Origin of the sequence: Nonomuraea sp. NPDC049655 (genome assembly GCF_044465465.1) — a bacterium.
Classification (GTDB): Bacteria; Actinomycetota; Actinomycetes; order Streptosporangiales; family Streptosporangiaceae; genus Nonomuraea.
Genome location: NZ_JBITLS010000007.1, coordinates 507,985 through 534,307, shown reverse-complemented (window position 1 = coordinate 534,307; position 26,323 = coordinate 507,985). Strand labels below are relative to the sequence as shown.

Sequence of the window (26,323 nt, the reverse complement as noted above, 5' to 3'; positions counted from 1 at the left end):
GGGATGGTCGGGATCAACGTGCCGATCCCGGTGCCGATGGCGTTCTACAGTTTCGGCGGGTGGAAGTCGTCGTTGTTCGGTGACACGCATGTGCACGGCGCCGAGGGGGTGCAGTTCTACACGCGGGGCAAGGTGGTGACCTCGCGTTGGCTGGACCCGTCCCACGGCGGTGTGAACCTCGGCTTCCCCACGAACGGGTAACTCACGCCTCACGGCCGGGAGGGACCGGCGTCCCTCCCGGTCCCGTCCCCGGTAAGCTCCAGCGCAACGGACAAGGGGGGACATCGTGAGACGCCGTCGCATATCCGCCGTGGCGCTGGCCGCGGCGGCGCTGGTCGCCGGCACGGGAGCGGTGTCCTCGGCTGCCGGGCAGGCGGCTCAGCAGGCAACACAGCCGGCCGCCAAGCCCAGCCCGAAGCCGACCCCGTCGGCCACGCCGTCGCCCACGGCCACCCAGAGCGACGGCACGCTGCAGATCCTCACCTACCGCGGCTACGCCGAGTACGGCGGCCTCAGCTCCAAGGCCAACTGGGTCGGCTCCTTCGAGAAGGAGACCGGCTGCCGCCTGGCCCGCGTCGACACCGTCCGCACCGCCGAGGAGATGGAGCGGGCCGTCGCGGCCGCCGAGCGCCCGTACGACCTGATCTCGGCGGGCCCGGCGCTGGCGGGCGACCTGATCACGCGCAAGCTGGTGCAGCCGATCGACCCGGCCAAGGTGAGCGGCTACGACGACCTGAACGAGCGTTTCCGCGACATGACGAAGGTGTCCGGCAAGGTCTACGGCGTGCCGTTCCTGTGGGGGTACCACGAGTTCATCTACGACTCGGCCAGGGTCAAGGACGCGAGCATGAGCCAGGTGTTCGCCTCCGGCCGGGCCGCGCTCCGCGACACCCCCCTGACCATCGCCGACGCCGCGCTGACCGACGCCACCGTCAAGGACCCGTACGAGCTGAGCCAGGAGCAGCTCGACCGGGCCATGGCGCTGCTCGGGCGGCAGAAGGAGCGCACCTACTGGCGCAAGCCGATCGACCTGATCAAGGGCTTCGCCACCGGGTCGCTGGATTACGCGCAGGCCACACCGTACTATCGCCTGCTGCTGCAGAAGGCCGGCAAGCCGGTCCGGACGGTCGGCGCCAAGACGGCCACCGGCTGGCTCGACTCCTGGATGCTCGGCGCCAACCTGCCCGACACCACCTGCGCCTACCGCTGGCTGACCTGGATGACCGCGGCCGACGCCCAGCGCGACGCGGCCGCCTGGGTGGGGCTCGCGCCGGCCAACGACAAGGCGTGCAAGGGCCGGGCCAAGTCGATCTGCGACCTGTACGGCGCCGACGACCCCAAGCGGCTCGACCGGATCGCCTTCGCCGTCCGGCCGCCGGGCGGTTGCCGCGGCGAGGACGGGGAATGCACTGATTATGCCGTCTGGGGGAAACGGTGGGCCGAACTCGCCGAGTAGGTGAGATCTCCGCCCCCGCTCGACCCCATCGCGGGCGCGCCTTCCCCCGGGTGCGCCTGCTGAGACGCCCCGGGCCTTCCCCCCTGTCCCGGGGCGTCTCGCCGTCTCCGGGCTGAAGGACGTCCACGGCGTCTCGCCGTTTCCGGGCTGAAGAGCGTCAGGTTCCGGGACTCGTCGGTGCGAAAATTCGACTGAATGACCAGTCAGTGAGTATGTTCTCTCCATGAGAATCCTTCTTGTCGGCGCCGGAGGCGTCGGCTCCGCCGTGGTGCCCATCGCCGCCCGCCGCCATTTCTACGAACACATCGTGGTGGCCGACTCCCAACAGAGCCGGGCGGCCCGCGCCGTCGCCGCCGTGGACGACCCCCGCTTCACCGCCATCCAGCTGGACGCCTCCGACCGGGCCCAGGTCGCCGCGGCGCTCCGGGAGCACCGATGTGACGTGCTGTTCAACGCGGTCGATCCGCGCTTCACGATGCCGCTGTTCGAGGCCGCCCTGGAGGCCGGGGCCCACTACCTGGACATGGCGATGTCGTTGTCGAAGCCGCATCCGCGCGAGCCGTACCGCAAGCCCGGGGTGAAGCTGGGGGACCGGCAGTTCGAGCGCGACGGCGAGTGGCGCGGCGCGGGCCGGCTCGCGCTGGTCGGCATGGGCGTCGAGCCGGGGCTCGCGGACGTGTTCGCCCGCTACGCCGCCGACCACCTGTTCGACGAGATCGACGAGATCGGCATCAGGGACGGCGCCAACCTCGTCGTGGACGGCTACGACTTCGCGCCCACGTTCTCCATCTGGACCACGATCGAGGAGTGCCTGAACCCGCCCGTCGTCTGGGAGGACGGGCAGTGGCGCACCACCGAGCCGTTCAGCGAGCCCGAGGTGTTCGACTTCCCCGACGGCATCGGGCCCGTGGAGTGCGTGAACGTCGAGCACGAGGAGGTGCTGCTCGTCCCGAGGTGGATCCCGGCGCGGCGGGTGACGTTCAAGTACGGGCTCGGCGAGGAGTTCATCGGCGTGCTCAAGACGCTGCGCAAGCTGGGCCTGGACAGCGCCGACAAGATCAGGGTGGGCGGTGCGGAGGTGGCGCCGCGCGACATGGTCGCCGCGAGCCTGCCGGACCCGGCGACGCTGGGCGCCCGCATGCGCGGCAAGACCTGCGCGGGCACGTGGGTCAAGGGCACCGGCAAGGACGGCTCGCCGCGCGAGGTGTACCTGTACCACGTGGTGGACAACGAGTGGTCGATGCGGGAGTACGGCTCCCAGGCCGTCGTGTGGCAGACGGCGATCCATCCGGTCGTCGCGCTGGAGCTGGTGGCGACCGGGGTGTGGAAGGGCGAGGGCGTGCTCGGCCCCGAGGCGTTCGACGCGGTGCCGTTCCTCGACCTGCTGCGCGAGTACGGCTCGCCGTGGGGCCTGCGCGAGACGGCCGCGGCGGCCTGACGGTCGTGACTGACGGCCGGTCTAGCGGCCGGGGAAGGCCACCACGGTCGCCATGGGAGCGGGCAGGAGCGCCTCGGCGCATTCGGTGCAGGCGAGCACGGAGGAGTTGTCGGGCAGTTTGCCGACCCGGACCCGGGGCCGCGGCCACCTCTTGTGGCACACCACGCAGGCGTCGCCGTCGCGCTGGGCCGGCGTCAGGCCCTCAGGGTCGAACGTCAACATACTCCGTGCCGTTCTGGTGGGACCCCAGTTCATCACGCTCCCAGCTGCCATCGCCCCTCCGCATGTCCGGATCCGTTATAACCCTGACCGAGGCCGTGATCGTCTAGCTGAGCGTCAAGCCAGGGTGAATTCTCTACCCGAGTGACCTGCGTTACACACACAAAATCGGGCATCCAGCCGCAAGCTGGATGCCCGATTTTTCGGTCTTTGCTATAGAGCGGAGATGGCCTTCTCCAGGATCCCCAGGCCCTCCTCAAGCAGGTGCTCGGGCATGACCAGCGGGGGCAGGAAGCGCAGCACGTTGCCGTACGTGCCGGCGGTCAGGACCACCAGGCCCTCGGCGTGGCAGCGCTTGACGATCTCCTGGACGGCCGCCGGGTCCGGGTTCTTCGTGCCCGGCTCGACCAGCTCGATCGCGATCATCGCGCCGCGTCCGCGCACGTCGCCGATCGCCGGGAACCGCTCCTGGAGCGAGCGGAGACGGGGGAGCATGATCTCGCCGATGCGGCGGGCCTTGGCGACCAGGTCCTCCGACTCGATCGTCTCCAGGACGCCGAGCGCGGCCTCGCAGGCCAGCGGGTTGCCGCCGTACGTGCCGCCCAGGCCGCCGACGTGCACGTGGTCCATCAGGTCGGCGCGGCCGGTCACGGCGGCCAGCGGCAGGCCGCCCGCGATGCCCTTGGCGGTGCAGATGATGTCGGGGACGACGCCCTCGTCCTCGCAGGCGAACAGGTCACCGGTACGCGCGAAGCCGGTCTGGACCTCGTCGGCCACGAAGACGATGCCGTTCGCCCGGCAGAACTCGGCGATCCGCGGCAGGAAGCCCCTGGCCGGGACGATGAAACCGCCCTCGCCGGCGATCGGCTCGATCACCACGGCGGCCACGTTCTCCGCCCCGACCTGCTTGTTGATCTGGTCGATGGCCTGCGCGGCGGCCTCCTCCGCGCAGTTGTCCGCGCCCGTCGGCCAGCGGAACGGGTAGGCCAGCGGCACCCGGTACACCTCGGGCGCGTACGGGCCGAAGCCCTGCTTGTACGGCATGTTCTTGGCGGTCATGGTCATCGAGAGCAGCGTGCGGCCGTGGTAGCCGTGGTCGAACACCACGACGGCCTGCCTGCCGGTGGCGTGCCGGGCCACCTTGACGGCGTTCTCGACGGCCTCGGCGCCGGAGTTCACCAGGAAGGTGCGCTTGTCGTGGTCGCCGGGGGTCAGCTCGTTGAGCTTCTCGCAGACCTGCACGTACGACTCGTACGGGGTGACCATGAAACAGGTGTGGGTGAAGTCGGCCACCTGCTTCTGGACGCGCTCGACGACCTTCGGCGCGGAGTTGCCCACGTTCGTCACGGCGATGCCGGAGCCGAAGTCGATCAGAGAGTTCCCGTCGGCGTCCTGGAGGATGCCGCCGCCGGCGCGGGTGACGAAGACCGGCAGCGTGGTGCCGATGCCGGAGGGGACGGCGGCCTGCTTGCGGGCCAGCAGCTCCTGCGACTTGGGGCCTGGGATCGCGGTCACGACGCGCCGCTCCTGGGGAATGCTCATGGGCTCGACGCTACGTCGGGCTCCGACCTGGGCCGATACGTCGATATGGCACACTGGGGGTGCTCACCTTTGCCGGAATGGACAAACTCGTATGGCACCTTCGCTACGCACCGTGGCGCGACGGATGAAGTTGCGTCAGCTGGCGGGCGCGGGGGCCGCCGGAGCGCTCGACGCGGAGGTGCGCTGGGTGGCGGTCAGCGAGCTGGAGGACCCGACGCCGTTCCTTGAGGGCTCGGAGCTGCTGCTGACGACCGGGATCCGCCTGGAAGGCGACTTCTCCGGATATGTCGCCCGGCTGGTGGGCCGTGAGGTGGCCGGGCTCGGCTTCGGCGTCGGGCTCTCCCACGAGCACGTCCCGGCCGCCCTGGTCGCGGCCGCCGACGAGGCGGGGCTGCCGCTGTTCGAGGTGCCGCGCGAGACGCCGTTCATCGCCATCGGCAAGGTGGTCAGCGAGCTGCTCGCGGCCGAGCAGTACGACGAGATCACCCGCGCCTTCGCCGCGCAGGGGCGGCTGACCCGGGCGGCGCTGCGTCCGGAGGGCATGCACGCGGTCATCGACCGGGTGGCCAAGGAGATCGAAGGCTGGGCGGCGCTGCTCGACGAGACGGGCGAGGTCCGGCACGCCACGCCGGGGGCCGACGTGCCGGTCGTGGTGGCCGAGCTGCGCCGGCTGCGCGCCGGCGGCCCGGCAGGACCCCAGCCCGACCAGACCGCCGGAGCAGAGCGCCCGCCCACGGGCGAGCCCGCCGCCACCGCGGGGCAGGGCGGTGAGCGGGTGCGCGGTGGCGTGCCGGGTGGGGAAGGCGTGCGGGGTGGTGGCCAGGCGGGTGAGCGGATGGGCGGTGGCGCGCCGGCCGGCGAACGCGTGCGGGGTGGTGGCCAGGCTGGGCAGCGGGTGGGCGCCGGCGTGCCGGTCGGGGCGCGGAGGCGCGGTGCGGTCCAGGCCGGTGAGCGGGTGCCGGCGAGTCTCGCGTTGTCCGGGCCCGACGAGCACGTCGTGATCCAGCCGCTCGGCGGCGGTCCACGGCCGCGCGGCTTCTTCGCGGTCGGCGCCCGCAAGCCGTTCTCGCCGGTGACCCACACGGTGATCAACGCCGCCGGCTCGCTGCTCACGCTCGCCATGGAGCAGGGCAGGGCCCAGCGGGAGGCCGGCCGGCGGCTCCGCTCGGCCGTGCTGGAACTGCTGCTCGGCGGGGCGGTCGAGCAGGCGCGGGCGGTGGCCGGCACGCTCGGCGCGCGGCTGCCCGGTGAGCCGCTGGTGGTCCTGGCGGCGGGCGCGGCCGCCCTGGAGACCCTGGAACCGCACGGCTTCACAGCGCTCCTCGACGACGGCACCGGCGGTCACGGCGGCGCTGACGGCGGCGGTCACGGCGGCGCTCAGGGTGGCGCTCACGGCGGCGCTCTCGGCGGCGGTCACGGTGGTGGCGGCAGGGGGAGGGGTGGCGGGTTTCAGGGCGGGGAGCCGGTGAGTGTCTGCCTGGTGTCCGAGGGGGGCGCGGAGAAGGTGGCGCGGGAGGTGGAGGGGCCGGTCGGGTTGAGCTCGCCCTGCCGCTACGACGGCCTGCGCGACGCGCTCGACCAGGCACGCCGCGCGCTGGCCCACAGCGACGGCGGCCTGACGCGCTTCGCCGACCTGGCCGGGCAGGGCCTGCTCGCGCTGCTGGACGCCGACACTCTGCGCGCGTTCTCCGGCGCGCTGCTGGCCCCGCTCACCGCGTACGGATCCCGCGCGGACCTGGTCGAGTCGCTGCGCGCCTACCTCGACAGCAACGGCCACTGGGATGCCGCCGCCCAGCGGCTCGGCGTCCACCGGCACACCCTGCGCTACCGCATGCGGCGCGTCGCCGAACTCCTCGGCCGCGACCTCGACGACCCGGGCGTACGCGCCGAGCTGTGGCTCGCCCTGGAGGCGGCCCGCCGCTGACCCCGCCGCTGGACCGCGGGTGTTTCAGCGGCCGGGGGCCGAGGGCAGGCTGTCCTTGTCCACCAGGTAGCAGCAGATCGTGGCCAGGGTGACCGCCTCGTACGTGCGGTCATCCCGCAGGTGGCCGGCCCGTTCCAGGCTGATCGCGCCCTGCGCGGCGGCCCAGAGCGCGTCGGCGATCTTGCGCGGCTGGGTCGGCGTCAGGTAGCCGGCGGAGATGCAGTCGGCGATCACCCGGTCGAGGATGTTCAGCGCCGCGCGGGCGAGCGTCCTGGCCCGCTCGCTGGGCTCGAAACCGGGGATGGCCCGTTCGAACATCAGGTTGTAGTAGCCCGGCTCGGACAGGCACGCCTGCCGGTAGGCGGGGCCGAGCGCGGTCAGGTACTCCAGCGGGTTGCGCCGCTGCGGGACCGCTTCGAGAAAGCGGCGGAAACGCTCGAAACCCTCCAGATACAGCGCCTCGGCCAGGCCCTCCCGGTTGCCGAACATCGTGTAGATGACGGTCGTCGTGCAGCCGGCCTCGGCCGCGATCCTGCGCATGGTCAGACTGTCGGGACCCTCGCTCTGAAGCAGGTTCACCGCCACGTCGAGCAGGCGGGAACGGAGTTCGTCGTGGGTGGCGCGCTCGCCCAGCAGGTAGGCGCCCTGCAGGCCCAGCGGGGTCGAGGTCATGCGACCTCCCCAGCGACCAAGGAGCTCAGTGTCCTTGTGACCTCACGTTGCTCGGTCACGGGGCCCACGCCTTTCTGATCGGGGGCCCACCGCGCTGGAGACCCGCACCCGATGACTTAGCCATGGCGGAGATCGCTCAAACCACTCCGCATGGTAAACATCCCGAATTGGGTCTACTTCTGTTACATCATGGGTATACACCAGGGCTTGTACTTAACGGTGAGCGCTCATGGGAGTCTTGTGCACCGTGGTGTAAATCCCCGGACTCCCGCTTGGCATAACGTCGTGGGTATGGACGTGCGCACCTTCTGGCTTGCCGGCCGGCCCGCCACCGGCGAAACCGATCTCACCGTGACCAACCCCCATGACGGTCGTGCGGTCGGCCGGTACTCCGTACCGACCGATGCTCAGGTCGAGGAGGCCGTCGCGGCCGCTCACGCGGTCTCGCGCGAGGCCGCCGCGCTGCCCGTGCACGTACGTGCCGAGGCCCTGGCCCACGTCTCGCGCCGGCTGGCCGAGCGGGCCGACGAGATCGCCCACCTGATCACCGCCGAGAACGGCAAGCCGATCTTCTGGGCGCGCGGCGAGGTCAACCGCGCCATCTCCACGTTCCGCTTCGCCGCCGAGGAGGCCCGCCGCTGGTCCGGCCAGGTGCAGCGGCTCGACACCGAGCCGGCCGCCGCGGGCCGTCTCGCCTACGTCTCCCGCGTGCCCAAGGGCCCGGTGCTGGCGATCACCCCGTTCAACTTCCCGCTGAACCTGGTCGCCCACAAGGTCGCGCCCGCCATCGCCGTCGGCGCCCCGATCATCGTCAAGCCCGCGCCGGCCACGCCGCTGTCCTCGCTGGTTCTCGGCGAGATCCTGGCCGAGACCGACCTGCCCGCGGGCATGTTCTCGGTGCTGCCCGTGCAGAACGAGCGCGCCGCCGCCCTCGTCGACGACCCCCGCCTGCCCGTGGTCTCCTTCACCGGCTCCGCGCCCGTCGGCTACGCCATCGCCGACCAGGTGCCGCGCAAGCACGTGACCCTGGAGCTGGGCGGCAACGCCGCGGCCGTCGTGCTGGCCGACGCCGACCTCGACTGGGCCGCGCAGCGCATCGCCCTGTTCTCCAACTATCAGGCCGGTCAGAGCTGCATCGCCGTCCAGCGGGTGATCGTCGAGCAGCCGGTCTACGACGCGTTCGTCGAGCGGCTGCTGCCGGCCGTGGGCGCGCTCGTCACGGGTGACCCGGCCGACGAGAAGACCCAGGTCGGGCCGCTGGTGTCGGAGGCCGCCGCCGAGCGGGTGGAGCAGTGGGTGCGCGAGGCGGTCGCCGCCGGCGCCCGCGTCCTGGCCGGCGGCACCCGCGAGGGCGCCACGGTCGCGCCGACCGTGCTGGCCGACGTCCCGCACGACGCCAAGGTGGCCTGCGAGGAGGTCTTCGGGCCGGTCATGATCCTCCAGCCGGCCGCGTCGATCGACGAGGCGTACGCCATGGTGAACGACTCCAAGTACGGCCTCCAGGCCGGCGTCTTCACCCGCTCCCTGGACGCCGCCTTCAAGGCCAACCGCGAGCTGGAGGTCGGCGGCGTGATCATCGGCGACGTGCCGTCGTACCGGGCCGACCAGATGCCGTACGGCGGCGTGAAGGACTCCGGCATCGGCCGCGAGGGCCTGCACTCGGCCATGGAGGACCTGACCTACGAGAAGGTCATGGTGCTCACCGGCCTGTCGCTGTAGCTCCCGGCCCGCCCCGCGCCCCCGGCGCGGGGCGGTCGTGTGTCCGGCGCCGTTTCTCAGGCGCGTCCGGCACCGTTTTGCAGGCGCGTCCGGCGGTGGCCTTTCAGGCGCGTTCGGCCGTGGCGTAGACCGTCCTGGCGGCCTGGCCGAAGTACGGGCCGTACATGGTGTGCTGGTCGTCGCTGTACTTGAAGCTGCTCAGCGAGGTGACCGTGCCGCGGCCGGTCATCGGGTCGAAGCCGGACAGCCAGGGGCCGCCGCTCGACCCGGCGGTCATGGCACAGCCCAGCCCCTGGTCGTGTGTCTGCTTGTACGGGTCGTCGCGCAGCCGCCCGGCGCAGTAGACGAGCTGGTCGCCGTCGTAGGGCGGGTCGGCCGGGTAGCCGAAGCCGTAGGTCTGGCCGCCGCGCGGGGTGTTGAAGGCGATGTCCTGGGTGCCCACCACGTCGGCGACGTGCCGCCCGCCCGAGGTGGCCAGGGCGACCATGCCGACGTCGTGGTTGTCGTCGCCGGAGCGCGACCAGGGGGCGGAGACGAACATGCGGCGGGCCGCGTACTGGCCGTAGGGCTGCTCGCCGCCCCTGCCGTAGCCGGGGACGAACGTCCAGTTCTGGGCCCATTCGCCGGCGCCGTCCTTGACGCAGTGGCCGGCGGTGACGACGAGGTCTTTGCTGGCGCTGGTGACCGTGCTGGCCGAGCAGACGAAGTCGGCGCCCGCCAGCGTCAGGAACACCCGCCCGGTGGTCCTGGTCACGGCTCCGCCGGTGCTCCAGCGCGCGCCGATCGTGCTGGCCTGGGGCCGGGACGACGCCTGGTGCCGGCGGCCGACGTTGATCTCGGTACGGCCGCCGGACCCGCCGGACCCGCCGGGCTTCGCCTGCGCCCCGCCGCGCCCGGTCAGGCCGCCGAGCAGGCCGTCGCCGTCGGTCACGGAGTCGAGCAGACCGATGGGCAGGGCCGCCGCCATGCGCTGCGGGGTCCAGTAGCCGAGCACGCGCCGCTGCTCGGCGTCGCTCCGCGCGGCCTCGTGCTCGACCACCATGCTCCGCCGGGCCGCGGCGTGCTCGACGGCGTGCTCGACGGCGGGACGATCGACCTGGTGCTGGCCGGGGACCGCGCCGAGGATCGCCGGTCCCGTCAGTCCCGCGATCAGCGGGGCGGCCGCAAGCAGGGAGGTGCTCAGGGTCATGGCCCCCGAGTGTGCACCACGACGTGTGTTCTTGCGGCTACTTTCCGTAAATTGATCAGAGTGCGCCGGTGGTTTGCGCTGCTTGGTAAACGGCCTGCGCTTCGTTTCCGAAATACGGGCCGAACATCCAGTTGGGGGCGAAGTTGTATTTGAAGCTGTTGACCGAGTTCTGCGTGCCGAGACCGGTCGACTCGTCGAAATTCAGCATCCACGGGCCGCCGCTCGCGCCACCGGTCATGTCGCAGGTCAGGCCGAGGTCGTCGGAGAGCAGGAAGTCGTCGAACGTGCGTCCGCTGCAGTAGATGAGCTTCGAGCCGTCGTAGGGGGCGGCGGCCGGGTAGCCGAAGGAGTACATCTGCCGGCCACGCGGCTGGTTGAAGGCCACGCCCTGGCCGCCGACGACGTCCACCAGGCTCTTGCCGTCCACCTGGGCCACCACGGCGGCGGCCACGTCGAAGTTGACGTCCTCACTGGCGTTCCACTGGGGGGTGGTCAGCAGCTTGGCGGCCGGCCAGGTGCCGAAGGGGCGCTGGCCGGCGGCGTAGCCGGGCACGAACACCCAGTTGGTGTGGAAGGCGCCGCCGAGCTTGACGCAGTGGCCGGCGGTCAGCACCACGCTCTTGTTCGCGCTGGTCACCGCCGAGCCCGAGCACGAGGCGCTGCGTCCCTGGTAGGTGAAGAAGACCCGGCCGGTGGTCTTCACGACGGCGCCGCCGCCGCTCCAGGGGGCGCCGGAGCTGTTGGCCGACCGGAGCTGCCGCCCGTCGTCCCGGTCGCCGGTGGGCGGCGCCTGCCAGGGGGTGCCGCCGCCGGGCTCGCCGGGCTCGGCCACCGCGCCCTGGGCCGCCTTCCCGCCGTTCTTGGGCGCGGGCAGGTCGAGCGGCTGCGCGCTCTCCATGCGGGCCTCGGTCCAGTACCGCGTGACCTGCCGTTGCTCGGACGTCGAGTCCGCGGCGGCGTGCTGGGCGGGACGGGGTGCCGCGCCGGCCTGGGCCGCGGTGCCGGGGAGCAGGGCGATGCTCCCGGTGGCGAGGGTGAGGATGGAGAGCAGGGCAAATCTGCGGGGCATTACGTAACCTCCCGAAACCGGAGCTGGGGCTTGGAAGGTAGCCGCACAATAATCAGGATTTCTCAAGATATGCGCATCCCGATATAGCGATATTTGGACTTAAATGGCCTGGGTTATCGCGCGTCACTCGGGACCCGGGATCGCGCCGGTCGGCCCCTCACGTGCCCGTCCGCGTCCGGCAGCGGGGACAATGGACACGTGCATGCAGAGACCCTCCGCTCCGTCGTCGTGCTCGGCTCCACCGGCTCGGTCGGCACCCAGGCCCTCGACGTCATCGCCGCCGACCCCACCGGGTTCGAGGTCACCGGGCTCGCGGCCGGGGGCGGCAGGGTCGAGGAGCTGGCCGCGCAGGCGGCCCGGTTCGGCGTGGAGGTCGTGGCGGTGGCCGACGCCGCCGCCGTCCCGGCGCTGAAGGAGGCGCTGGCCGCGCGCGGGGCGTCCCCTGTCGTGCTGGGCGGCCACGAGGGCGTCGCCGAGGTCGCGGGCTGGCGGTGCGACACCGTGCTCAACGGCATCACCGGTGCGCTGGGCCTGACGTCCACGCTGGTCGCGCTGGAGGCCGGCCGCACGCTCGCGCTGGCCAACAAGGAGTCCCTGATCATCGGCGGGCCGCTGGTCAAACGGCTGGCCGCGCCGGGGCAGATCCTGCCGGTCGACTCCGAGCACTCGGCGGTGCAGCAGTGCCTGTGGGCGTCCGGCCCCGGCGGCCACGACCCCGCCGCCGTCAGGCAGCTCGTCATCACCGCCAGCGGCGGCCCGTTCAGGGGCATGAAGCGCGAGGAGATGGCCGACGTCACCCCCGAGATGGCGCTGGCCCACCCCACCTGGTCCATGGGCCCGGTCATCACCATCAATTCCGCCACCCTGGTCAACAAGGGGCTGGAGGTCATCGAGGCCCACCTGCTGTTCGACATCGGCTTCGACCGCATCGAGGTCGTCGTCCACCCGCAGTCGGTGATCCACTCCATGGTCGAGTACGTCGACGGCTCCACCATCGCCCAGGCCAGCCCGCCCGACATGCGCCTGCCGATCGCGCTCGCGCTGGCCCATCCGGCCCGCGTGCCCGGCGCCGCCCGGCCCGTCGATTGGACCAAGGCCCACACCTGGACCTTCGAGCCGCTCGACGACGCGGCCTTCCCGGCCGTCGCGCTGGCCCGGCACGTCGGCGCCGAGGGCGGCACCGCGCCCGCCGTCTACAACGCCGCCAACGAGGTCTGCGTCGAGGCGTTCACCAGGGGCGGGCTGCGTTTCCCCGCGATCGTCGACACGGTCGCCAAGGTCGTCGAGGAACACCGCGTCACCCCGGCCTCCAGCGTGGAGGAGGTGCTGGCCGCCGACGCCTGGGCCCGGGCGCGTGCGGCCGAACTCACAGCCGGGCAGTCCTTCTAGCTACCTAGACTGGGTAGCGTCGTCACACCTAAGGGTAGAAATGTCTTCTGTAGCACTTGGCATCCCGACGGTCCGCCCCAAGCCGCTCGCCGAACGCCGGCACTCCCGCCAGATCATGGTCGGCAGCGTTCCCGTGGGCGGCGACGCGCCCGTCTCCGTCCAGTCGATGACGACGACGGTCACCGCCGACGTCAACGCCACGTTGCAGCAGATCGCCGAGCTGACGGCGTCCGGCTGCCAGATCGTGCGCGTGGCCGTTCCGTCGCAGGACGACGCGGACGCGCTGCCGATCATCGCGAAGAAGTCCCAGATCCCGGTCATCGCCGACATCCACTTCCAGCCGAAGTACGTGTTCGCGGCCATCGAGGCGGGCTGCGCGGCGGTCCGCGTCAACCCGGGGAACATCAAGAAGTTCGACGACAAGGTGGGCGAGATCGCCAGGGCGGCCGCCGACCACGGCGTGCCGATCAGGATCGGCGTCAACGCCGGGTCGCTCGACCCCCGCCTGCTCCAGAAGTACGGCAAGGCCACGCCCGAGGCGCTGGTGGAGTCCGCGCTGTGGGAGTGCTCGCTGTTCGAGGAGCACGGCTTCAGGGACATCAAGATCTCGGTCAAGCACAACGACCCCGTCGTCATGATCAACGCCTACCGGCTGCTCGCCGCCAAGTGCGACTACCCGCTCCACCTCGGCGTCACCGAGGCCGGCCCCGCCTTCCAGGGCACGGTCAAGTCCGCCGTGGCGTTCGGCGCGCTGCTGGCCGAGGGCATCGGCGACACCATCCGCGTCTCGCTGTCCGCGCCGCCCGTCGAGGAGGTCAAGGTCGGCGCCCAGATCCTGGAGTCGCTGGGGCTGCGCGAGCGGGGGCTGGAGATCGTCTCCTGCCCGTCGTGCGGCCGCGCCCAGGTCGACGTCTACACGCTGGCCGAGCAGGTCCAGGCAGGCCTGGAGGGGCTCAAGGTCCCGCTGCGGGTGGCCGTCATGGGCTGCGTCGTCAACGGCCCCGGCGAGGCGCGCGAGGCCGACCTCGGCGTCGCCTCCGGCAACGGCAAGGGCCAGATCTTCGTCAAGGGCGAGGTCATCAAGACCGTGCCCGAGTCGCAGATCGTCGAGACCCTGATCGAAGAGGCCCTGCGGCTGGCCGAGGAGATGGGCGTCGAGGTCGACCTCGACGACGACGTCTCCGGGCCCCAGGTGACCGTGGGCTGAGTGCCCCGAGGGGCCGGTTACCCGGTGCAATGGCACCATTACAATCTGGCAAGCCTTTCCCCATACCCAGCGTCATGACCCGCTCGCCCGCGGGAGCATCACAGGGCCATGACGAGGGGGAGGGGCTGGGTGAAGCGCGTATTCAGTGTTGCCGTCGGCATCGCGGTGCTGGTCGCCGGGGTTGTCAGCGCGGACGGTGTGGCGTCGGCCGGCAGGGGCGCGGCCTGGGGGGCGCAACAGGTGGTCTGGGGGCCGTGCCCGGCGAAGGAGGGCAAGACGGTCCGGGCCGACCTGGAGTGCGCCACTGTACGCGTGCCGCTCGACTACCGCGACCCCTGGGGCCAGTCGATCAAGCTGGCGATCAACCGCATCAAGGCCAAGGTGTCCAGGGACGGCAACCATCTCGGCACCCTGCTGATCAACCCGGGCGGCCCGGGAGCCTCGGGCCGTGACCTGACCGAGTTCGTCTCGAACGGGCTGCCGAACAGGCTGGGCGAGCGCTACGACGTCGTCGGGTTCGACCCGCGCGGGGTCGGCGGCAGCGAGCCGTCGCTCCACTGCGTGGACCCCGACACCTACTACCGGGCGCCGCGGCCCGACGCGGTGCCGCGCACGGCCGGCGACGAGAGCAAGCTGCTGGCCAGGGCCGACGAGTACGCCACCCGCTGCGGCGACCTCTGGGCCTGGATGCTGCCGCACCTGACGACCGAGAACTCGGCCAGGGACATGGACACGATCAGGGCGGCGCTGGGCGAGGAGAAGATCAGCTACCTGGGCTACTCGTACGGCACCTACCTCGGGGCCGTCTACGCCACCCTGTTCCCGCAGCGGGTCAGGCGGCTGGTCATGGACAGCACGGTCAACCCCGAGGGCGTCTGGTACCGGTCGAACCTGGGCCAGGACGTCGCCTTCGAACGCCGCCACCGCGCCTTCCTCGCCTGGACGGCCCGGCACAACGACGTCTACCGGCTGGGCGGCACGCTGAAGCAGACCTCGTTCGCCTACTACGCGATGCGCGACCGGCTGCGCACCCGCCCGGCCGGCGGCGTGGTCGGGCCGAGCGAGCTGGACGACACCTTCACCCTCGGCGGGTACACCGACCGGGTGTGGCCGGAGTTCGCCCGCGCCTGGTCCGCCTACGTGCGCAAGGGCGACCCGCAGCCGCTGGTGGAGGCGTACAACCGGCGCGGCAAGAACGACGCCGACGACGAGAACGGCTACGCCGTCTACCTCGGCGTGCAGTGCCGCGACGCCGCGTGGCCGCGCGACTGGACCAAGTGGCGCACCGACATGACCCGGCTGCACCACAGGGCGCCGTTCCTGACCTGGCCGAACGCCTGGTTCAACGCGCCGTGCGCGTTCTGGCCGGTCAAGGGCGGCACGCCGGTCGCGGTGCACGGCTCGCCGAAGCTGCCGCCGGTGTTGTTCCTGCAGTCGCGCGACGACGCCGCGACGCCGTACCGGGGGGCGCTGGCCATGCACCGGCGATTCCCGCGCAGCGGCATGGTGATCGACGAGGGCGGCAACCACGGCGTGTCGCTGGCCGGCAACCGGTGCGTGGACGGCCACCTCGCGGCGTACCTGGCCGACGGCACGCTGCCGGCCCGGACGGTCTCCTGCGCGGCCCTGCCGGACCCGGCTCCGGCCGCCCACATGGCCGCGCGCGGCGCGCAGGGTCACGATCGGCTCACCGACGTGCTGTCCCGGTGAGCTATTCGGGGGACGTTCGCGTAGTCTGACCATGTGATGCTGCGTACATCGGCGTCGCGCGTGCTCGACGACAGCGACCGGGACGAGGTTCTCGCCCTGCTTGACTGCGATCCGGTCGCCAACGTCTTCGTCTCCTCCCGGGTGCGGGCCGTCGGACTCAATCCGGCACGCCTCGGGGGGCAGATGTGGGGATTCGGGCCGCGCGGCGGGCTCGTGTCGCTCTGTTACGCCGGCGCGAACATGGTGCCGGTCAACGCCGGCCCCGAGGCCGTGCACGCGTTCGCCGACCGTGCCCGCAAGCAGGGGCGCAGGTGCTCGTCCATCGTGGGCCCCGTCGAGGCGGTGTCCCTGCTGTGGGAGCGGCTGGAGCCGCACTGGGGCAGGGCGCGGGCCATCCGGTGGGCGCAGCCGGTGATGGCGACCTCCAGCAAGGCTCCCGTGCCCGCCGATCCGCTGGTGCGCCGGGTGCGGCCCGAGGAGTTCGACATCGTGCTGCCGGCGTGCGTGGCGATGTTCACCGAGGAGGTGGGCGTCTCGCCCAACCTCGGCGACGGCGGCGCGCTCTACCGCACCCGGGTCGCCGAGCTGATCCGCATCGGCCGCGCCTACGCGCGCATCGACGACGGCCGGGTGGTGTTCAAGGCCGAGGTGGGCGCCGTCACGCCGCACGCCTGCCAGATCCAGGGCGTGTGGGTGGCCCCCGACCAGCGCGGCAAGGGGCACGCGGTGGCGGGCATGGCGGCGGTCGTGGAGGCGGCGATGAGCTGCTTCGCCCCCGTCGTGTCGCTCTACGTCAACGACTTCAACCACTCGGCGCGGGCCGTCTACCGCAAGGTGGGGTTCCGCGAGGTGGACACCTTCATGTCGGTGTTGTTCTGAGGGTGTGCGGCTAGAGGCTGACCAGCTTGTCGAAGAGGCGGGCCAGCTCGGTGGCGGGGTCGGCGGTGAGGCCGGCGTGCACCGGGCCGGTCTGGACGATCGTGCTGCGCGGCGCGGTCAGCCAGCGGAACCGGCCGCCCAGCGGCTCGCCCGCGAGGGGGCCCGGCCGGTCGCCGCAGGCCCGCTCGTAGGCGCTGAGCGCGTGGCGCACGCCGTCGAGGTCGGCGCCGGGGTCGAGGGCGCGCAGGCGGGCCGGGTCGAGATGCACGCGCGCGCACAGGTAGTCGCGCGGCTGGCAGTAGAGCAGCACGCCCGCGTTGATCAGCTCGCCGCGCTCGATCTTGGGCATGACGCGGATCACCGCGTACTCGTAGACGTCTCTGGTCACCGGCTGCCTCCCCGCCAGAACTCGCCGACCGAGCCGGGCCCGACTGCCCTGCGTTCCTTGTCGGGGCCGCGCAGCAGCCATTCGCGCGGGCCGTGCGCCCGGCTCAGCAGATGCTCGGTGTAGGCCTCCCGCACGGCCTGGGCTGAGTCGAAGCCCGGCTCGCCGTCGAGCCATTCGTCGGGCACCAGGGCCGTCACCTCGCCGAGCAGCTCGCGGGTGATCCGGCCGGCCAGGTCGTCGCCGGCGGCGAGCACGTCGGGCGCGAACGGCGCGAGCACGTGGTCGCCGGTGTCGAAGGGGCGCTGCGGGTCGGCCGTGCGCCAGTTGTGGTGGAACCACAGGGCCGCGCCGTGGTCGATGAGCCAGGTGTCGCGGTGCCAGACCAGCAGGTTGGGGTTGCGCCAGCTCCGGTCGATGTTGTGGATCAGCCCGTCGAACCAGACGACCCTGGAGGCGAACACCGGGTCGGGGATCCAGCCCAGCGGGTCGAACCCGAGCGCGCCGGGCAGGAAGTCGACCGCCAGGTTGAGGCCGGTGCTGGCCTTGAGGAGGTCCTGGACCTCCTCGTCGGGCTCGCGGACGCCGAGCTGCGGGTCGAGGTCGATGAGCTTGAGCTCGGGGGTGCGCAGCCCCAGCCGGCGGCCCAGCTCGGCGGCGATGATCTCCGCGACGAGCACCCGCCGGCCCTGCCCCGCCTCGCGGAACTTCACCACGTACGTGCCGAGGTCGTCGGCCTCGACGACGCCCGGCAGCGACCCGCCCTCCCGCAGCGGGGTCACATATCGGGTGGCTGCGATCTTTTCCAGCACGGGACGAGGCTATCGTCCCCCTGGCCTCCGTCCGTAACTCCGGGCCGGTTCAACGCGCCGGTGGCCGGACAGGTCGGGCGAAAGGGGCGAACGGCTGCCGCAACGAAGCCTCGACGGCGGTGAACGCGTAGTCGAGCATGGCGTGCTCATAGGCCGTCTTCGCCTCGGCGAGCGGGCGGCCTGCGGCGGCGGCCGCGGCCAGAGCCGCGCTCAGGGTGTGGGCGTCGCGCAGCGCGACGTTCGCGCCCTCGCCGCGTCCAGGGCTCATGCTGTGCACGGCGTCGCCGAGCAGGGTCACCGCGGGCTCGTCCCAGGGGCGTACGCGCCGGGCCGAGTGGGTGTGCACCAGGAACGTCGCCTCGGGGTCGGCCCGCTCGACGATCCGGCGCACGCCCTCGTGCCAGCCGGCGACCGTGGCGAGCGCGAGCCGGTGCAGGGCGGCGGGGGAGGTGTCGTCCGGCCGGGGGCCGGGGGCGGTCAGCGTCCAGGAGAAGTAGCCGGGGACGTCTGTCAGCTCCACGCCGGGGGCGTGCCGGGCGGCGGCCTCGGCCACCGGCGCGCAGGGGCGGCAGGTGGCGACCGAGATCGCGGTGTGGTCGGGCGCGGTGACCCGGTTGAAGGTGTCGACCAGGTCGGGAGGCGTGGCGGCCAGCAGGTCGGGGGTCAGGACGGTCCTGCCGTACAGGGCCCAGTCGAGCCGGTCCACGACGGCGTCGGGGAGGAGCTGGGCGCGGACGCGGGAGCCGACGCCGTCCGCGCCGGCGAGCAGGTCGCCGTCCAGGGCGGAGCCGTCGGCGAGGTGGGCGCGGACGCGGCCGCCGGGCAGCGGCTCGTACCGGGTGAACTCGGTGCCGAAGCGCACGTCGAGGCCGGACAGCAGGATCTCGCGCAGGGTGAGCCGGTTGACGCCGAAGCCGTCCACGCCGGGGAGCTGGGGCGGGACGTCCTTGGAGAACTTGGGGACCAGCCGGGTGTCCATGAACGTCATGCGGGTGGCCGGGCGGATGGAGGTGGCCACGGCCAGGTCGTACAGGCCGGGGGGCAGGCACTCGCGCAGCGCCGCGGCGCCGGTCTCCTTGAGGCTGATGCGGTAACCCTGGGGGCGGTGGCCGGCCGAGGGGTCGCGCTCCAGGACGGTGGCCTGGAAACCCGCCTTGCGCAGGCCCTGGGCCAGGGATAAGCCGCCGATGCCGCCTCCTGCGACGATGACGTGGGCAGAAGTGTCCATGGATCCGACGATAGACGATAGCTGTCGCGACAGTAAATGCTTGCGCCAGCTATTCTGGTCGCGTGACCGACGATCGTTTGCCGCCGCCGTTCGAACTGGTGCTGGGCGGCGGGTCGCTGCTCGTGCAGGTGGGGCGGGAGCTCAACACCGAGACCGAGCGCCGCCTGGCGCCGCTCGGGCTCACGGCGCAGCAGGCGGCGCTGCTGCTGCACGCGGCGGGCGGGCGCAGCACGCCCGGCGTGCTGAAGGGCCGGCTCGGCACGGACACGGCGGGGATGACCCGGCTGCTGGACCGGCTGGAGGCCAAGGGGCTGCTGCGGCGGGTCCGGCGGCCCGAGGACCGGCGCTCGGTCGTCATCGAGCTGACGGACGAGGGGCACGCGCTGGTGCCGCGCCTGCCGCCGATCTTCGGCGGGGTCAGCCGCCAGGTCTTCTCGGGCTTCTCCGGGGAGGAGATCGAGCAGGTCACGGGCATGCTTCGGCGGATCATGGCCAACCTGGCGGAAGGGGGATCGTGACCGGGGCGCGCGCGTACCGCGCTCCCGGCCAGGATCGTCGGAGGTTCTGAGGCTCCGGGGCTCTGGTTTCTGGGGGGCCGGGCCTTCGGGGTCAGAGTTTGGCGATGACCTCCTCGGCGAAGCGCTCCATCGTGGCGATCTTGAGTTCGAGGCTGTCCTCGCCGTACCGGGCCTTCTCCTCGGGGGTGGCCAGCCACCAGGGGGCGGCCATGGTGGCGGTCACGCCCTTGGCGGCGAAGCGGCGGTAGGTCTCGGCGTCCGGCAGCACGGCCAGCGGGGCGACGATGTCGAACGGGCCCGTCCTGCCGTTCTCGTCGAGGTGCCGGCGGAGGGTGTCGAGCACCGGGTCGAGCTGCTCCTCGGTGTAGATGCGGTTGCCCAGCCAGCCGTCGCCGAAGCGGGCGGCCCGGCGCAGCGCCGCCTCGCTGTCGCCGCCCACGTAGACGGGCACGGGCCCGGCCGGCGTGGGGGAGATCGACAGCGGCGGCAGGCCGTCCAGCTCGACGGTCGCGCCGGACCACAGGGCGCGCAGCGTGGGCAGCATCCGGTCGAGGCGGCGGCCCCGGGTGTGGAAGTCCTGGCCGGTGCCGGCGAACTCCTCCTCGCACCACCCCACCCCGACCCCGAAGGTCACCCGTTCCCGCGACAGCACCGCCGCCGTGGAGACCAGCTTGGCCACGGTGAACAGGTCGCGGGCCGGGGCGATGTAGACGTTCGGCGAGAAGCGCAGCGTCGTGGTCGCCGTGGCCATCGCGCCGATCGTCACCCACACGTCGGGCCAGTGCGTCTCGGCGTCCCACCGGGGCGCGCCCGACCGCGAGTACGGGTACCGCGAGGCGAAGTCGGCGTAGAACAGGTGGTCCGACAGCGTGAAGGTGTCGAAGCCGCAGCGCTCGGCCGCCCGCGCCAGCTCCACGAACTGGTCGGTCGGGACGAACGAGGCCCCCAGCCACATCTTCATCGGAACTCCGGCGCGACCTTGGTGGCGAACATCTCCAGGTTCCGCTTGACCGTGTCCAGCGGGAGCACGCCCTGCTGCCCCTGCATGTACAGGCCGAACCACTCCAGGTCCGGCATGCGGTCGAGCATGCGCTGGATGCCGCGCTTGACGTCGTCCGGCGTGCCGAACAGGGCCATCTCCACGTCGTTCATGCGCTTGGCGTCGCCCTTCTCGGGGGAGATCGGCTTGTGCTTCTCGTCCTCCTTCTTGCGCAGCACCTCCAGGTAGCCGAAGGGGCCGAAGAAGGCGGCGAAGTCCTTGGGGATGCTGCGGCCGAAGGTGTTGATCGCCTCTTCGGTGGTGTCCGCGATGCCGACGATCTTCAGGATGCCGGTGTGCTCGCCCAGCTTGTAGTGGCGGCCCTGCCGGGCCGACTCCTCCTGGTAGAGCTTGGCCTTGGCGGCGTGGTCGTCGGGATTGGGGGTGAACATCCACGGCAGGATGTCCTCCTGCGCGGCCCTGATCACCGACCGGTCGGAGATCGTGAACGGCTGCCACAACTCCGGATGCGGGTTCTGGTACGGCCGGGGGCAGACCGAGACGGCCTGGATCTTCCCGTCGTCGGAGACCTCGCCGGGCGCCCCGAAGGTCTTGGTCCATTCCATCGCGGGCCAGCCCTCGATACCGTCGAAGGGGTATGGCACCTCGTAGTCCAGCACGTCGGACTTGTAGCGGAGGGTCTCCTGCGTCCAGGCCATCTTCATGATCTTCAGCACCTCGCCGAAGACGTCGAAGTTCCGCGTGTCCGAGGCCGAGCCGTCGGAGCGGGCGGCGGCGGCCTGCCAGCGCTGGCCGAGGACGTTCATCCAGCGGTTCTGGTAACCCCGGGCCACGCCGAGCCGCAGCCGGCCCTTGCTGAACTGGTCGAGCAGCGCCACGTCCTCGGCGGCCCTGATCGGGTCCCAGGCGGGCAGCACCATGCCGAGCGGGGCGAGCAGGATGCGCTCGGTCCGCGCGGCGAGGTCGGTGAGGAACATCAGCGGATTGACCGAGAACTCCATCCCCTCGGAGTGGAAGTGGTGCTCGGTCATCATCAGCGCGTCGAACCCGATCTGGTCGGCGTGGACGGCTATCTCCCGCACCTCGTGCAGCAGCCGCTGATACGACTCTGTGTCGCGTCCGATGGGACGCCGTGCCTTGGCGTTCTCCTCGGCCGCGTATCCAGAGCCTGGAATCTGCGGATTCAGGAAGATAGAGAACTTCACCGGGAACCTCTTTCCGCGGACGTCGCCTTGCAAGCTACCCTGGAAATCTTAGCCGAGCAATCGCTTGGTTGACATGAGGAGGCCGTATGAGGCTGGGTGTCACGATGTTCGCCACGGATCTGGCCATGCCGGTCCAGGACCTCGCGGCCGCGGCCGAGGAGCGCGGGTTCGACTCGCTCTACCTGCCCGAGCACACCCACATCCCGGTCAGCCGCCGCACGCCGCCCGCCGGCGGCCAGGCCGAGCTGCCCGAGGAGTACAAGCGCACCCTGGACCCGCTGGTCGCGCTCTCCTTCGCCGCCGCCGCGACCCGGCGGCTGCGCGTCGGCACCGGCATCCTGCTCGCCGCCCAGCGCGACCCGATCGTGACCGCCAAGGCCCTGGCCACGCTCGACCACCTGTCCGGCGGGCGCGTGGTGGTCGGCGTCGGGTTCGGCTGGAACGTCGAGGAGATCGAGAACCACGGCGTGCCGTACGGGCGGCGGCGCGAGGTCGCCCGGCGCAACGTGCTGGCCATGCGGGCCTTCTGGCGGGACGAGGTGGCCGCCGTCGAAGGGCTCGAACCGTCATGGTCGTGGCCCAAGCCCGCGCACGACCTGCCCGTCTACCTCGGCGGTGCCGCCGGACCGAAGCTGTTCGCGCACATCGCCGAATACGGCGACGGCTGGATGCCCATCGGCGGCAAGGGCGTCAAGGACGCGCTGCCCGCGCTGCGCGAGGCGTGCGAGAAGGCCGGGCGGCCGATGGCCAGGGTGATCCCGTTCGGGACGTTGCCCACCAGGGAGAAGCTGGACTACTTCGCCGGGCTCGGCATCGAGGAGGCCGTGGCCACCCTGCCGAGCGGCCCGGCGGACGTCGTGCTGCGCGCCCTCGACGGCTACGCCGCGCTGCTGCAGGCGGTGTCATAATGACGCCCTATGTCCGAGCTCCATGCTGATGATCCCCGACAGCTGGGGGAGTACCGGCTCTCGCGCAGGCTCGGGCAGGGCGGCCAGGGCGTCGTCTTCCTCGGTCACTCGGCGGCCGGGGGGCAGGTCGCGATCAAGCTGCTGCACGCGAGCGTGTCCAAGGACGCCGACGTGCGGCGCAGGTTCCTCGGCGAGGTGGAGGCGGTGCGCCGGGTCGCGGCCTTCTGCACCGCCCAGCTCCTCGACGCCGACCTCGACGGCGACCGGCCCTACCTGGTCAGCGAGTACGTCGAAGGGCCCTCGCTGGGCGAGCACGTGATGGCCGGTGGGCCGCGGCGCGGCGGCTCGCTCGACCGGCTGGCCATCGGCACCGCCACCGCCCTGGGGGCGATCCACCGGGCGGGGGTCGTCCACCGCGACCTGAAGCCGGGCAACGTGCTGCTCAGCCTCGACGGGCCGCGGGTGATCGACTTCGGGGTGTCCCGGCTGATGGACGCCGCCGCCACCACGACCAGGTCGCCCATCGGCACGCCGGCCTACCTGTCGCCCGAGCGCATCAGCGGGGAGGCCGCGGGGCCGCCCGCGGACATGTGGGCGTGGGGGCTGACCGTGGCGTACACGGCCGGGGGGCGGCACGCGTACATGGCGGACACCTACCAGGAGGTCCTGGCCCGGATCCTGTACGGCAAGCCGGACCTGCGCGGGTTGTCGGGGCGGCTGCGGGAGATCGTGGAGGCGTGCCTGGCCCACGACCCGCGCGACCGTCCGGACGCCGAGGAGACGTTGCGCGCGCTGCTCGGCCAGGACGGCGGAACGGGCGACGTCCTGCCCTCCGGCGCCCAAGCCGCCGCCCCAGCCTCGCCGCCCCCCTTCCCGCACACCACCCCCACCCTCGACAGAACCCCCACCACCGCGCCCCGCCCCTCTCCGGAAGACGCGCCCGCCACAGTCCCCTGGCCCTCCGCCGAAAGGCCCTCCGCCCCCGCGCCCGGGGAAGCGCCCACCGCACCTCTCGAAGGGACGCCCGCCGTCGCGGCCGGGAGAGCGGCCTCCCCTCCCCCCATAGGGACGCCCGCCGTCGCGGGCGGGGGCCCCTCCTTCACTCCCGCCGAAGGGACGCCCGCCGGCGCGGGGCGGAGGTCGTGGCGGAGGTGGCAGGTGGTCGTGGCGGTGGCCGGGGTCGCGATGGGGGTCGCCGGTTTCGTGTTCTGGTTGCGCGCGTCCCAAGGACCCGGCATGGACGGCCCCGGGAAGGGGACGGCCCAGCACATCCCCACCCCCACCACCGGGAAACCGGACGCGACGCGCGCCCCCCTGGACGGCACCTGGACGGGATCGGCCGAGCACCCCACGGCCGGCCGGGTCTTCCCGGTCGAGCTGCGCCTGCGCGCCGGCGGCGCATCCACCATGCGCTGGGGCGCCGACCTGCACTGTTCCGGTCGGCTCACCCCCACCAGGAGCGCCGTCGTGTTCGCACTCGGCCAGGTCAAGGGCCAGGCGTGCCACGCCGGGACGGTCCGCATCGTCCCCTCGGACGACCCCAACCGGTTCCAGGTCAAGGTGACCCGGTCCGACACCGGCGCCGTCATGTACTCGGGCCGGCTCTCCCGCGCCTCCTGACCGGCTGTGTCACGGTCAGGCGGCGATTGCCGTGCACACTGTTGACTGAACGCCGCCCGTTGCCTTCAGTGGAGAGCAAGAAGGGGTGGCGGCGAGGGGAGGCGCCCCGTGCCGACGGCGCAGCCGCTGAGAACGGGGGACCCGCACAGACTCGGCGAGTACGAGCTCGCCGGGCGGCTGGGTGAAGGCGGACAGGGCGCGGTGTTCCTCGGTTCGCGAAGCGGCGAGAGGTACGCGGTCAAGCTGCTGCACGGGCCCGTGGGGGACGAGCAAGGGGCGTTCCTGCGGGAGGTGGAGCTGGCCAAGCATGTGGCGAGGTTCTGCACGGCCCAGGTGATCGACGCCGGGTTCGACGAGGGCCGGCCGTACATCGTGAGCGAGTACGTCGACGGGCCCTCGCTGCACCGGGAGGTCTCACTGACCGGGCCGCGGCACGGCGGCGCGCTGGAGCGGCTGGCGGTCGGCACCGCGACCGCGCTGGCCGCGATCCACCGGGCGGGCATCGTGCACCGGGACTTCAAGCCGCAGAACGTGCTGCTCGGGCCCGACGGGCCGCGGGTGATCGACTTCGGCCTGGCCAGGGCGCTGGACGCGGCGGCCACGGTGACGAACAGGGGCGTGGGCACGCCGGCGTACATGGCTCCCGAGCAGATCACCGCCTCGGCCGTGACGGGGGCGGCCGACGTCTTCTCCTGGGGCGCGACGATGTGCTTCGCGGCCAACGCGAGCGCGCCGTTCGGGCAGGACTCGGTGGCGCCGGTGCTGCACCGCATCCTGACCGCCCCGCCCGAGCTGGGCCGGCTGGACGGGCGGCTGCGGGTGCTGGTCGCCGCCTGCCTGGACAAGGACGTCAGGAACCGGCCCGCCAGCAGGGAACTGCTGCTCGCGCTGCTCGGCGAGCCGGACGCGCCGGACCATGGGCACGGCGACGTGCCGCTGGTCCCCGGGCAACGTCCGCCAGTGCCGCTGGCCGAGCCCGAGGTCACCGGCGTGGCCGGCGCCTACCACCTGCGCTCGCGGACGGGCGCCGGCCCGGAACCCCCCACGTCCACCGGCCCGACGACCCCGACGACCCCGCGGGGCCCGACGGCGCCGGTCGAGGCGCCCACGCGAGGCCCGAGAACGCCGGACGAGGCCGGCCCGCCGGACGGCCTGCGGACGCCGGACGAGGTCGGCCCGCCGGACGGCCCGAGGACGCCGGACGGCCTGCGGACGCGGGCCGGGAGGGGTGCGCCGGACCGGCAGGGCCGGGGACGCGGGGCCGGGTGGGTGCAGGCGGTCGTGGCGGTGTGCGCGGCGCTGCTGGTGACCGCGGTCGTCCTCACCGTGATCGTGCCCGCGCTCAACGGCCACCGCTCCGGCCAGGCGTCCGTGCTGCCGCCGAACCCGCCGAGCCCGGCGCGTTCGGCGCACGCCTCCTCGCGTCCGGGCGGGAAGCCGGCGGAGCGGCAGCGCGTGCCCACCGTCGCGCCCGCCGTCGAACCGACAGGTGAGCCGACCGGTGAGCCGACAGCCGGGCGGCCGGTGACGGTCGTGGTCCCGCCGCTGACCGGCCTGGGCCGGGCCGACGCGGTCAAGGCGCTCAAGCAGGCCGGGCTGACCGTCGGCACGGTCACCAGAACCGACTCGCCGCGGGAGATCGGCCGAGTGCTGGGCAGCCGTCCGGCGGCCGGCACGGTGGTGGGCCGGGGCGGCGCGGTCGCGCTGGAGGTGTCGGCGGGGGTGCCGGTGCCGTCCGTGATCGGGCGGCAGCGCACGGCGGCCGAGGCGGCGCTCACCGCCGCCGGGCTCGCGGCGGGAACGGTCACCCGGGCCTGCTCCGACCAGCCGGACGGCCAGGTCCTCGCGACGCGGCCGGAGGCCGGCGCGCGCCTGCCGGGCGGCGCGACGGTGGCGCTCACGGTGGCCCGCCAGGGCGTGGAGGTGCCGTCGGTGGTGGGGCGGCCCCGCGCCGACGGCCGGGCCGACCTGGTCGCGGCCGGCTTCACGGTACGGTCCCGCGCCCAGGTCGTGGACGACGACGCCAAGGCGGACACCGTCCTGAGCCAGAGCCTGACCCCGGGCAGCTGCGCCGCGCCCGGCGACGTGGTGGTGATCACGGTCGGCGTCGCCGGCCAGTCCGGCGGCCCCGGCCCCGGCCCCGAAGAGCCCACGCAGACCCCGACCGGCCCCGCCACCGACCCCTCGACCGGCCTGTAGCCGCCGCCGGCGCGCCCACAAGCGGGGGGAGGCGG

At 72.6% G+C, this 26,323-nt stretch carries 22 protein-coding genes and 1 pseudogene; 13 read left to right on the top strand and 10 right to left on the bottom strand.

Going from position 1 to position 26,323, the window contains the following annotated elements:
* The 3 genes and pseudogenes from ACIBQ6_RS25290 to ACIBQ6_RS25280 all read left to right on the top strand — a co-directional run.
* Positions 1–201 (top strand): annotated as a pseudogene (locus ACIBQ6_RS25290) (methylmalonate-semialdehyde dehydrogenase (CoA acylating)); the annotation flags it as partial.
* Between the two features lie 85 nt (positions 202–286).
* Positions 287–1,456, top strand: a complete 1,170-nt coding sequence (locus ACIBQ6_RS25285) for an extracellular solute-binding protein (protein ID WP_358298632.1) — start codon at positions 287–289, stop codon at positions 1,454–1,456.
* A gap of 223 nt (positions 1,457–1,679) precedes the next feature.
* Positions 1,680–2,894, top strand: a complete 1,215-nt coding sequence (locus ACIBQ6_RS25280) for a saccharopine dehydrogenase C-terminal domain-containing protein (RefSeq protein WP_352362956.1) — start codon at positions 1,680–1,682, stop codon at positions 2,892–2,894.
* A 21-nt stretch (positions 2,895–2,915) separates the two neighbouring features.
* Here ACIBQ6_RS25280 and ACIBQ6_RS25275 read toward each other — a convergent pair whose 3' ends face one another.
* Entirely contained in the window at positions 2,916–3,116 is a 201-nt protein-coding gene (locus ACIBQ6_RS25275) for a hypothetical protein (RefSeq protein ID WP_352362958.1), read from the bottom strand.
* A 210-nt stretch (positions 3,117–3,326) separates the two neighbouring features.
* On the bottom strand, positions 3,327–4,655 hold the full coding sequence (gabT, locus tag ACIBQ6_RS25270; RefSeq protein ID WP_358298630.1) for a 4-aminobutyrate--2-oxoglutarate transaminase: 1,329 nt from the start codon (positions 4,653–4,655) through the stop codon (positions 3,327–3,329).
* Positions 4,656–4,779: 124 nt separating this feature from the next.
* On the opposite strand from gabT, the gene ACIBQ6_RS25265 reads away from it, so the two are divergent.
* Entirely contained in the window at positions 4,780–6,579 is a 1,800-nt protein-coding gene (locus ACIBQ6_RS25265) for a PucR family transcriptional regulator (protein WP_397214808.1), read from the top strand.
* Between the two features lie 24 nt (positions 6,580–6,603).
* On the opposite strand, the gene ACIBQ6_RS25260 is transcribed toward ACIBQ6_RS25265, so the two are convergent.
* Positions 6,604–7,251 (bottom strand): TetR/AcrR family transcriptional regulator, encoded by a 648-nt coding sequence (locus ACIBQ6_RS25260; protein WP_352362964.1) that lies wholly within the window; start codon positions 7,249–7,251, stop codon positions 6,604–6,606.
* 291 nt (positions 7,252–7,542) lie between these two features.
* Between ACIBQ6_RS25260 and ACIBQ6_RS25255 the strand changes: the two genes are divergently transcribed.
* A complete protein-coding gene (locus ACIBQ6_RS25255; protein WP_358298626.1) occupies positions 7,543–8,970 on the top strand; it encodes an aldehyde dehydrogenase family protein in 1,428 nt (475 codons plus the stop codon).
* A 103-nt stretch (positions 8,971–9,073) separates the two neighbouring features.
* On the opposite strand, the gene ACIBQ6_RS25250 is transcribed toward ACIBQ6_RS25255, so the two are convergent.
* Together ACIBQ6_RS25250 and ACIBQ6_RS25245 are read right to left on the bottom strand one after the other, a co-directional pair.
* Entirely contained in the window at positions 9,074–10,159 is a 1,086-nt protein-coding gene (locus tag ACIBQ6_RS25250; protein ID WP_397214806.1) for a trypsin-like serine peptidase, read from the bottom strand.
* Between the two features lie 55 nt (positions 10,160–10,214).
* Positions 10,215–11,228 (bottom strand): peptidase, encoded by a 1,014-nt coding sequence (locus tag ACIBQ6_RS25245; RefSeq protein WP_397214804.1) that lies wholly within the window; start codon positions 11,226–11,228, stop codon positions 10,215–10,217.
* A 198-nt stretch (positions 11,229–11,426) separates the two neighbouring features.
* Here ACIBQ6_RS25245 and dxr point away from each other — a divergent pair, with 198 nt between their 5' ends.
* The 4 genes from dxr to ACIBQ6_RS25225 all read left to right on the top strand — a co-directional run bounded on the left by dxr (position 11,427) and on the right by ACIBQ6_RS25225 (position 16,413).
* Positions 11,427–12,617, top strand: coding sequence for a 1-deoxy-D-xylulose-5-phosphate reductoisomerase (gene dxr, locus ACIBQ6_RS25240; RefSeq protein ID WP_358298620.1), 1,191 nt, complete (start codon positions 11,427–11,429; stop codon positions 12,615–12,617).
* A 40-nt stretch (positions 12,618–12,657) separates the two neighbouring features.
* Positions 12,658–13,824 (top strand): flavodoxin-dependent (E)-4-hydroxy-3-methylbut-2-enyl-diphosphate synthase, encoded by a 1,167-nt coding sequence (ispG, locus tag ACIBQ6_RS25235; RefSeq protein WP_364340460.1) that lies wholly within the window; start codon positions 12,658–12,660, stop codon positions 13,822–13,824.
* Positions 13,825–13,953: 129 nt separating this feature from the next.
* On the top strand, positions 13,954–15,534 hold the full coding sequence (locus ACIBQ6_RS25230; protein WP_397214801.1) for an alpha/beta hydrolase: 1,581 nt from the start codon (positions 13,954–13,956) through the stop codon (positions 15,532–15,534).
* Positions 15,535–15,570: 36 nt separating this feature from the next.
* Positions 15,571–16,413: a GNAT family N-acetyltransferase gene (locus ACIBQ6_RS25225; RefSeq protein WP_387660067.1), complete on the top strand. Its 843-nt coding sequence runs from the start codon at positions 15,571–15,573 to the stop codon at positions 16,411–16,413.
* A gap of 10 nt (positions 16,414–16,423) precedes the next feature.
* Here ACIBQ6_RS25225 and ACIBQ6_RS25220 read toward each other — a convergent pair whose 3' ends face one another.
* The 3 genes from ACIBQ6_RS25220 to ACIBQ6_RS25210 are packed head-to-tail and all read right to left on the bottom strand — an operon-like array spanning position 16,424 to position 18,838.
* Positions 16,424–16,801, bottom strand: coding sequence for a DUF3037 domain-containing protein (locus ACIBQ6_RS25220; RefSeq protein WP_358298613.1), 378 nt, complete (start codon positions 16,799–16,801; stop codon positions 16,424–16,426).
* The gene (locus ACIBQ6_RS25215) at positions 16,798–17,610 is read right to left on the bottom strand and encodes a HipA family kinase (protein WP_397214799.1); all 813 of its coding nucleotides are present in this window, start codon (positions 17,608–17,610) and stop codon (positions 16,798–16,800) included. Before ACIBQ6_RS25215 ends, ACIBQ6_RS25220 begins: the two co-directional genes overlap by 4 nt.
* Positions 17,611–17,659: 49 nt before the next feature.
* Positions 17,660–18,838 (bottom strand): FAD-dependent oxidoreductase, encoded by a 1,179-nt coding sequence (locus tag ACIBQ6_RS25210; RefSeq protein WP_397214797.1) that lies wholly within the window; start codon positions 18,836–18,838, stop codon positions 17,660–17,662.
* 62 nt (positions 18,839–18,900) lie between these two features.
* On the opposite strand from ACIBQ6_RS25210, the gene ACIBQ6_RS25205 reads away from it, so the two are divergent.
* The gene (locus tag ACIBQ6_RS25205; protein WP_358298608.1) at positions 18,901–19,356 is read left to right on the top strand and encodes a MarR family winged helix-turn-helix transcriptional regulator; all 456 of its coding nucleotides are present in this window, start codon (positions 18,901–18,903) and stop codon (positions 19,354–19,356) included.
* Between the two features lie 91 nt (positions 19,357–19,447).
* On the opposite strand, the gene ACIBQ6_RS25200 is transcribed toward ACIBQ6_RS25205, so the two are convergent.
* Both ACIBQ6_RS25200 and ACIBQ6_RS25195 read right to left on the bottom strand, forming a co-directional pair.
* A complete protein-coding gene (locus ACIBQ6_RS25200; RefSeq protein WP_397214796.1) occupies positions 19,448–20,317 on the bottom strand; it encodes a TIGR03619 family F420-dependent LLM class oxidoreductase in 870 nt (289 codons plus the stop codon).
* The gene (locus ACIBQ6_RS25195; RefSeq protein WP_352319395.1) at positions 20,314–21,561 is read right to left on the bottom strand and encodes an LLM class flavin-dependent oxidoreductase; all 1,248 of its coding nucleotides are present in this window, start codon (positions 21,559–21,561) and stop codon (positions 20,314–20,316) included. The genes ACIBQ6_RS25200 and ACIBQ6_RS25195 overlap by 4 nt, the downstream gene beginning before the upstream one ends.
* Positions 21,562–21,647: 86 nt before the next feature.
* Here ACIBQ6_RS25195 and ACIBQ6_RS25190 point away from each other — a divergent pair, with 86 nt between their 5' ends.
* The 3 genes from ACIBQ6_RS25190 (at position 21,648) to ACIBQ6_RS25180 (ending at position 26,288) form a co-directional block, all read left to right on the top strand.
* Complete coding sequence (locus tag ACIBQ6_RS25190) at positions 21,648–22,469, top strand: TIGR03619 family F420-dependent LLM class oxidoreductase (RefSeq protein WP_358298605.1); 822 nt, start codon at positions 21,648–21,650, stop codon at positions 22,467–22,469.
* A 9-nt stretch (positions 22,470–22,478) separates the two neighbouring features.
* Positions 22,479–24,089 (top strand): protein kinase, encoded by a 1,611-nt coding sequence (locus tag ACIBQ6_RS25185; protein WP_397214793.1) that lies wholly within the window; start codon positions 22,479–22,481, stop codon positions 24,087–24,089.
* Positions 24,090–24,197: 108 nt separating this feature from the next.
* Positions 24,198–26,288, top strand: coding sequence for a PASTA domain-containing protein (locus ACIBQ6_RS25180; RefSeq protein ID WP_397214791.1), 2,091 nt, complete (start codon positions 24,198–24,200; stop codon positions 26,286–26,288).
* The last annotated feature ends 35 nt before the right edge of the window (positions 26,289–26,323 follow it).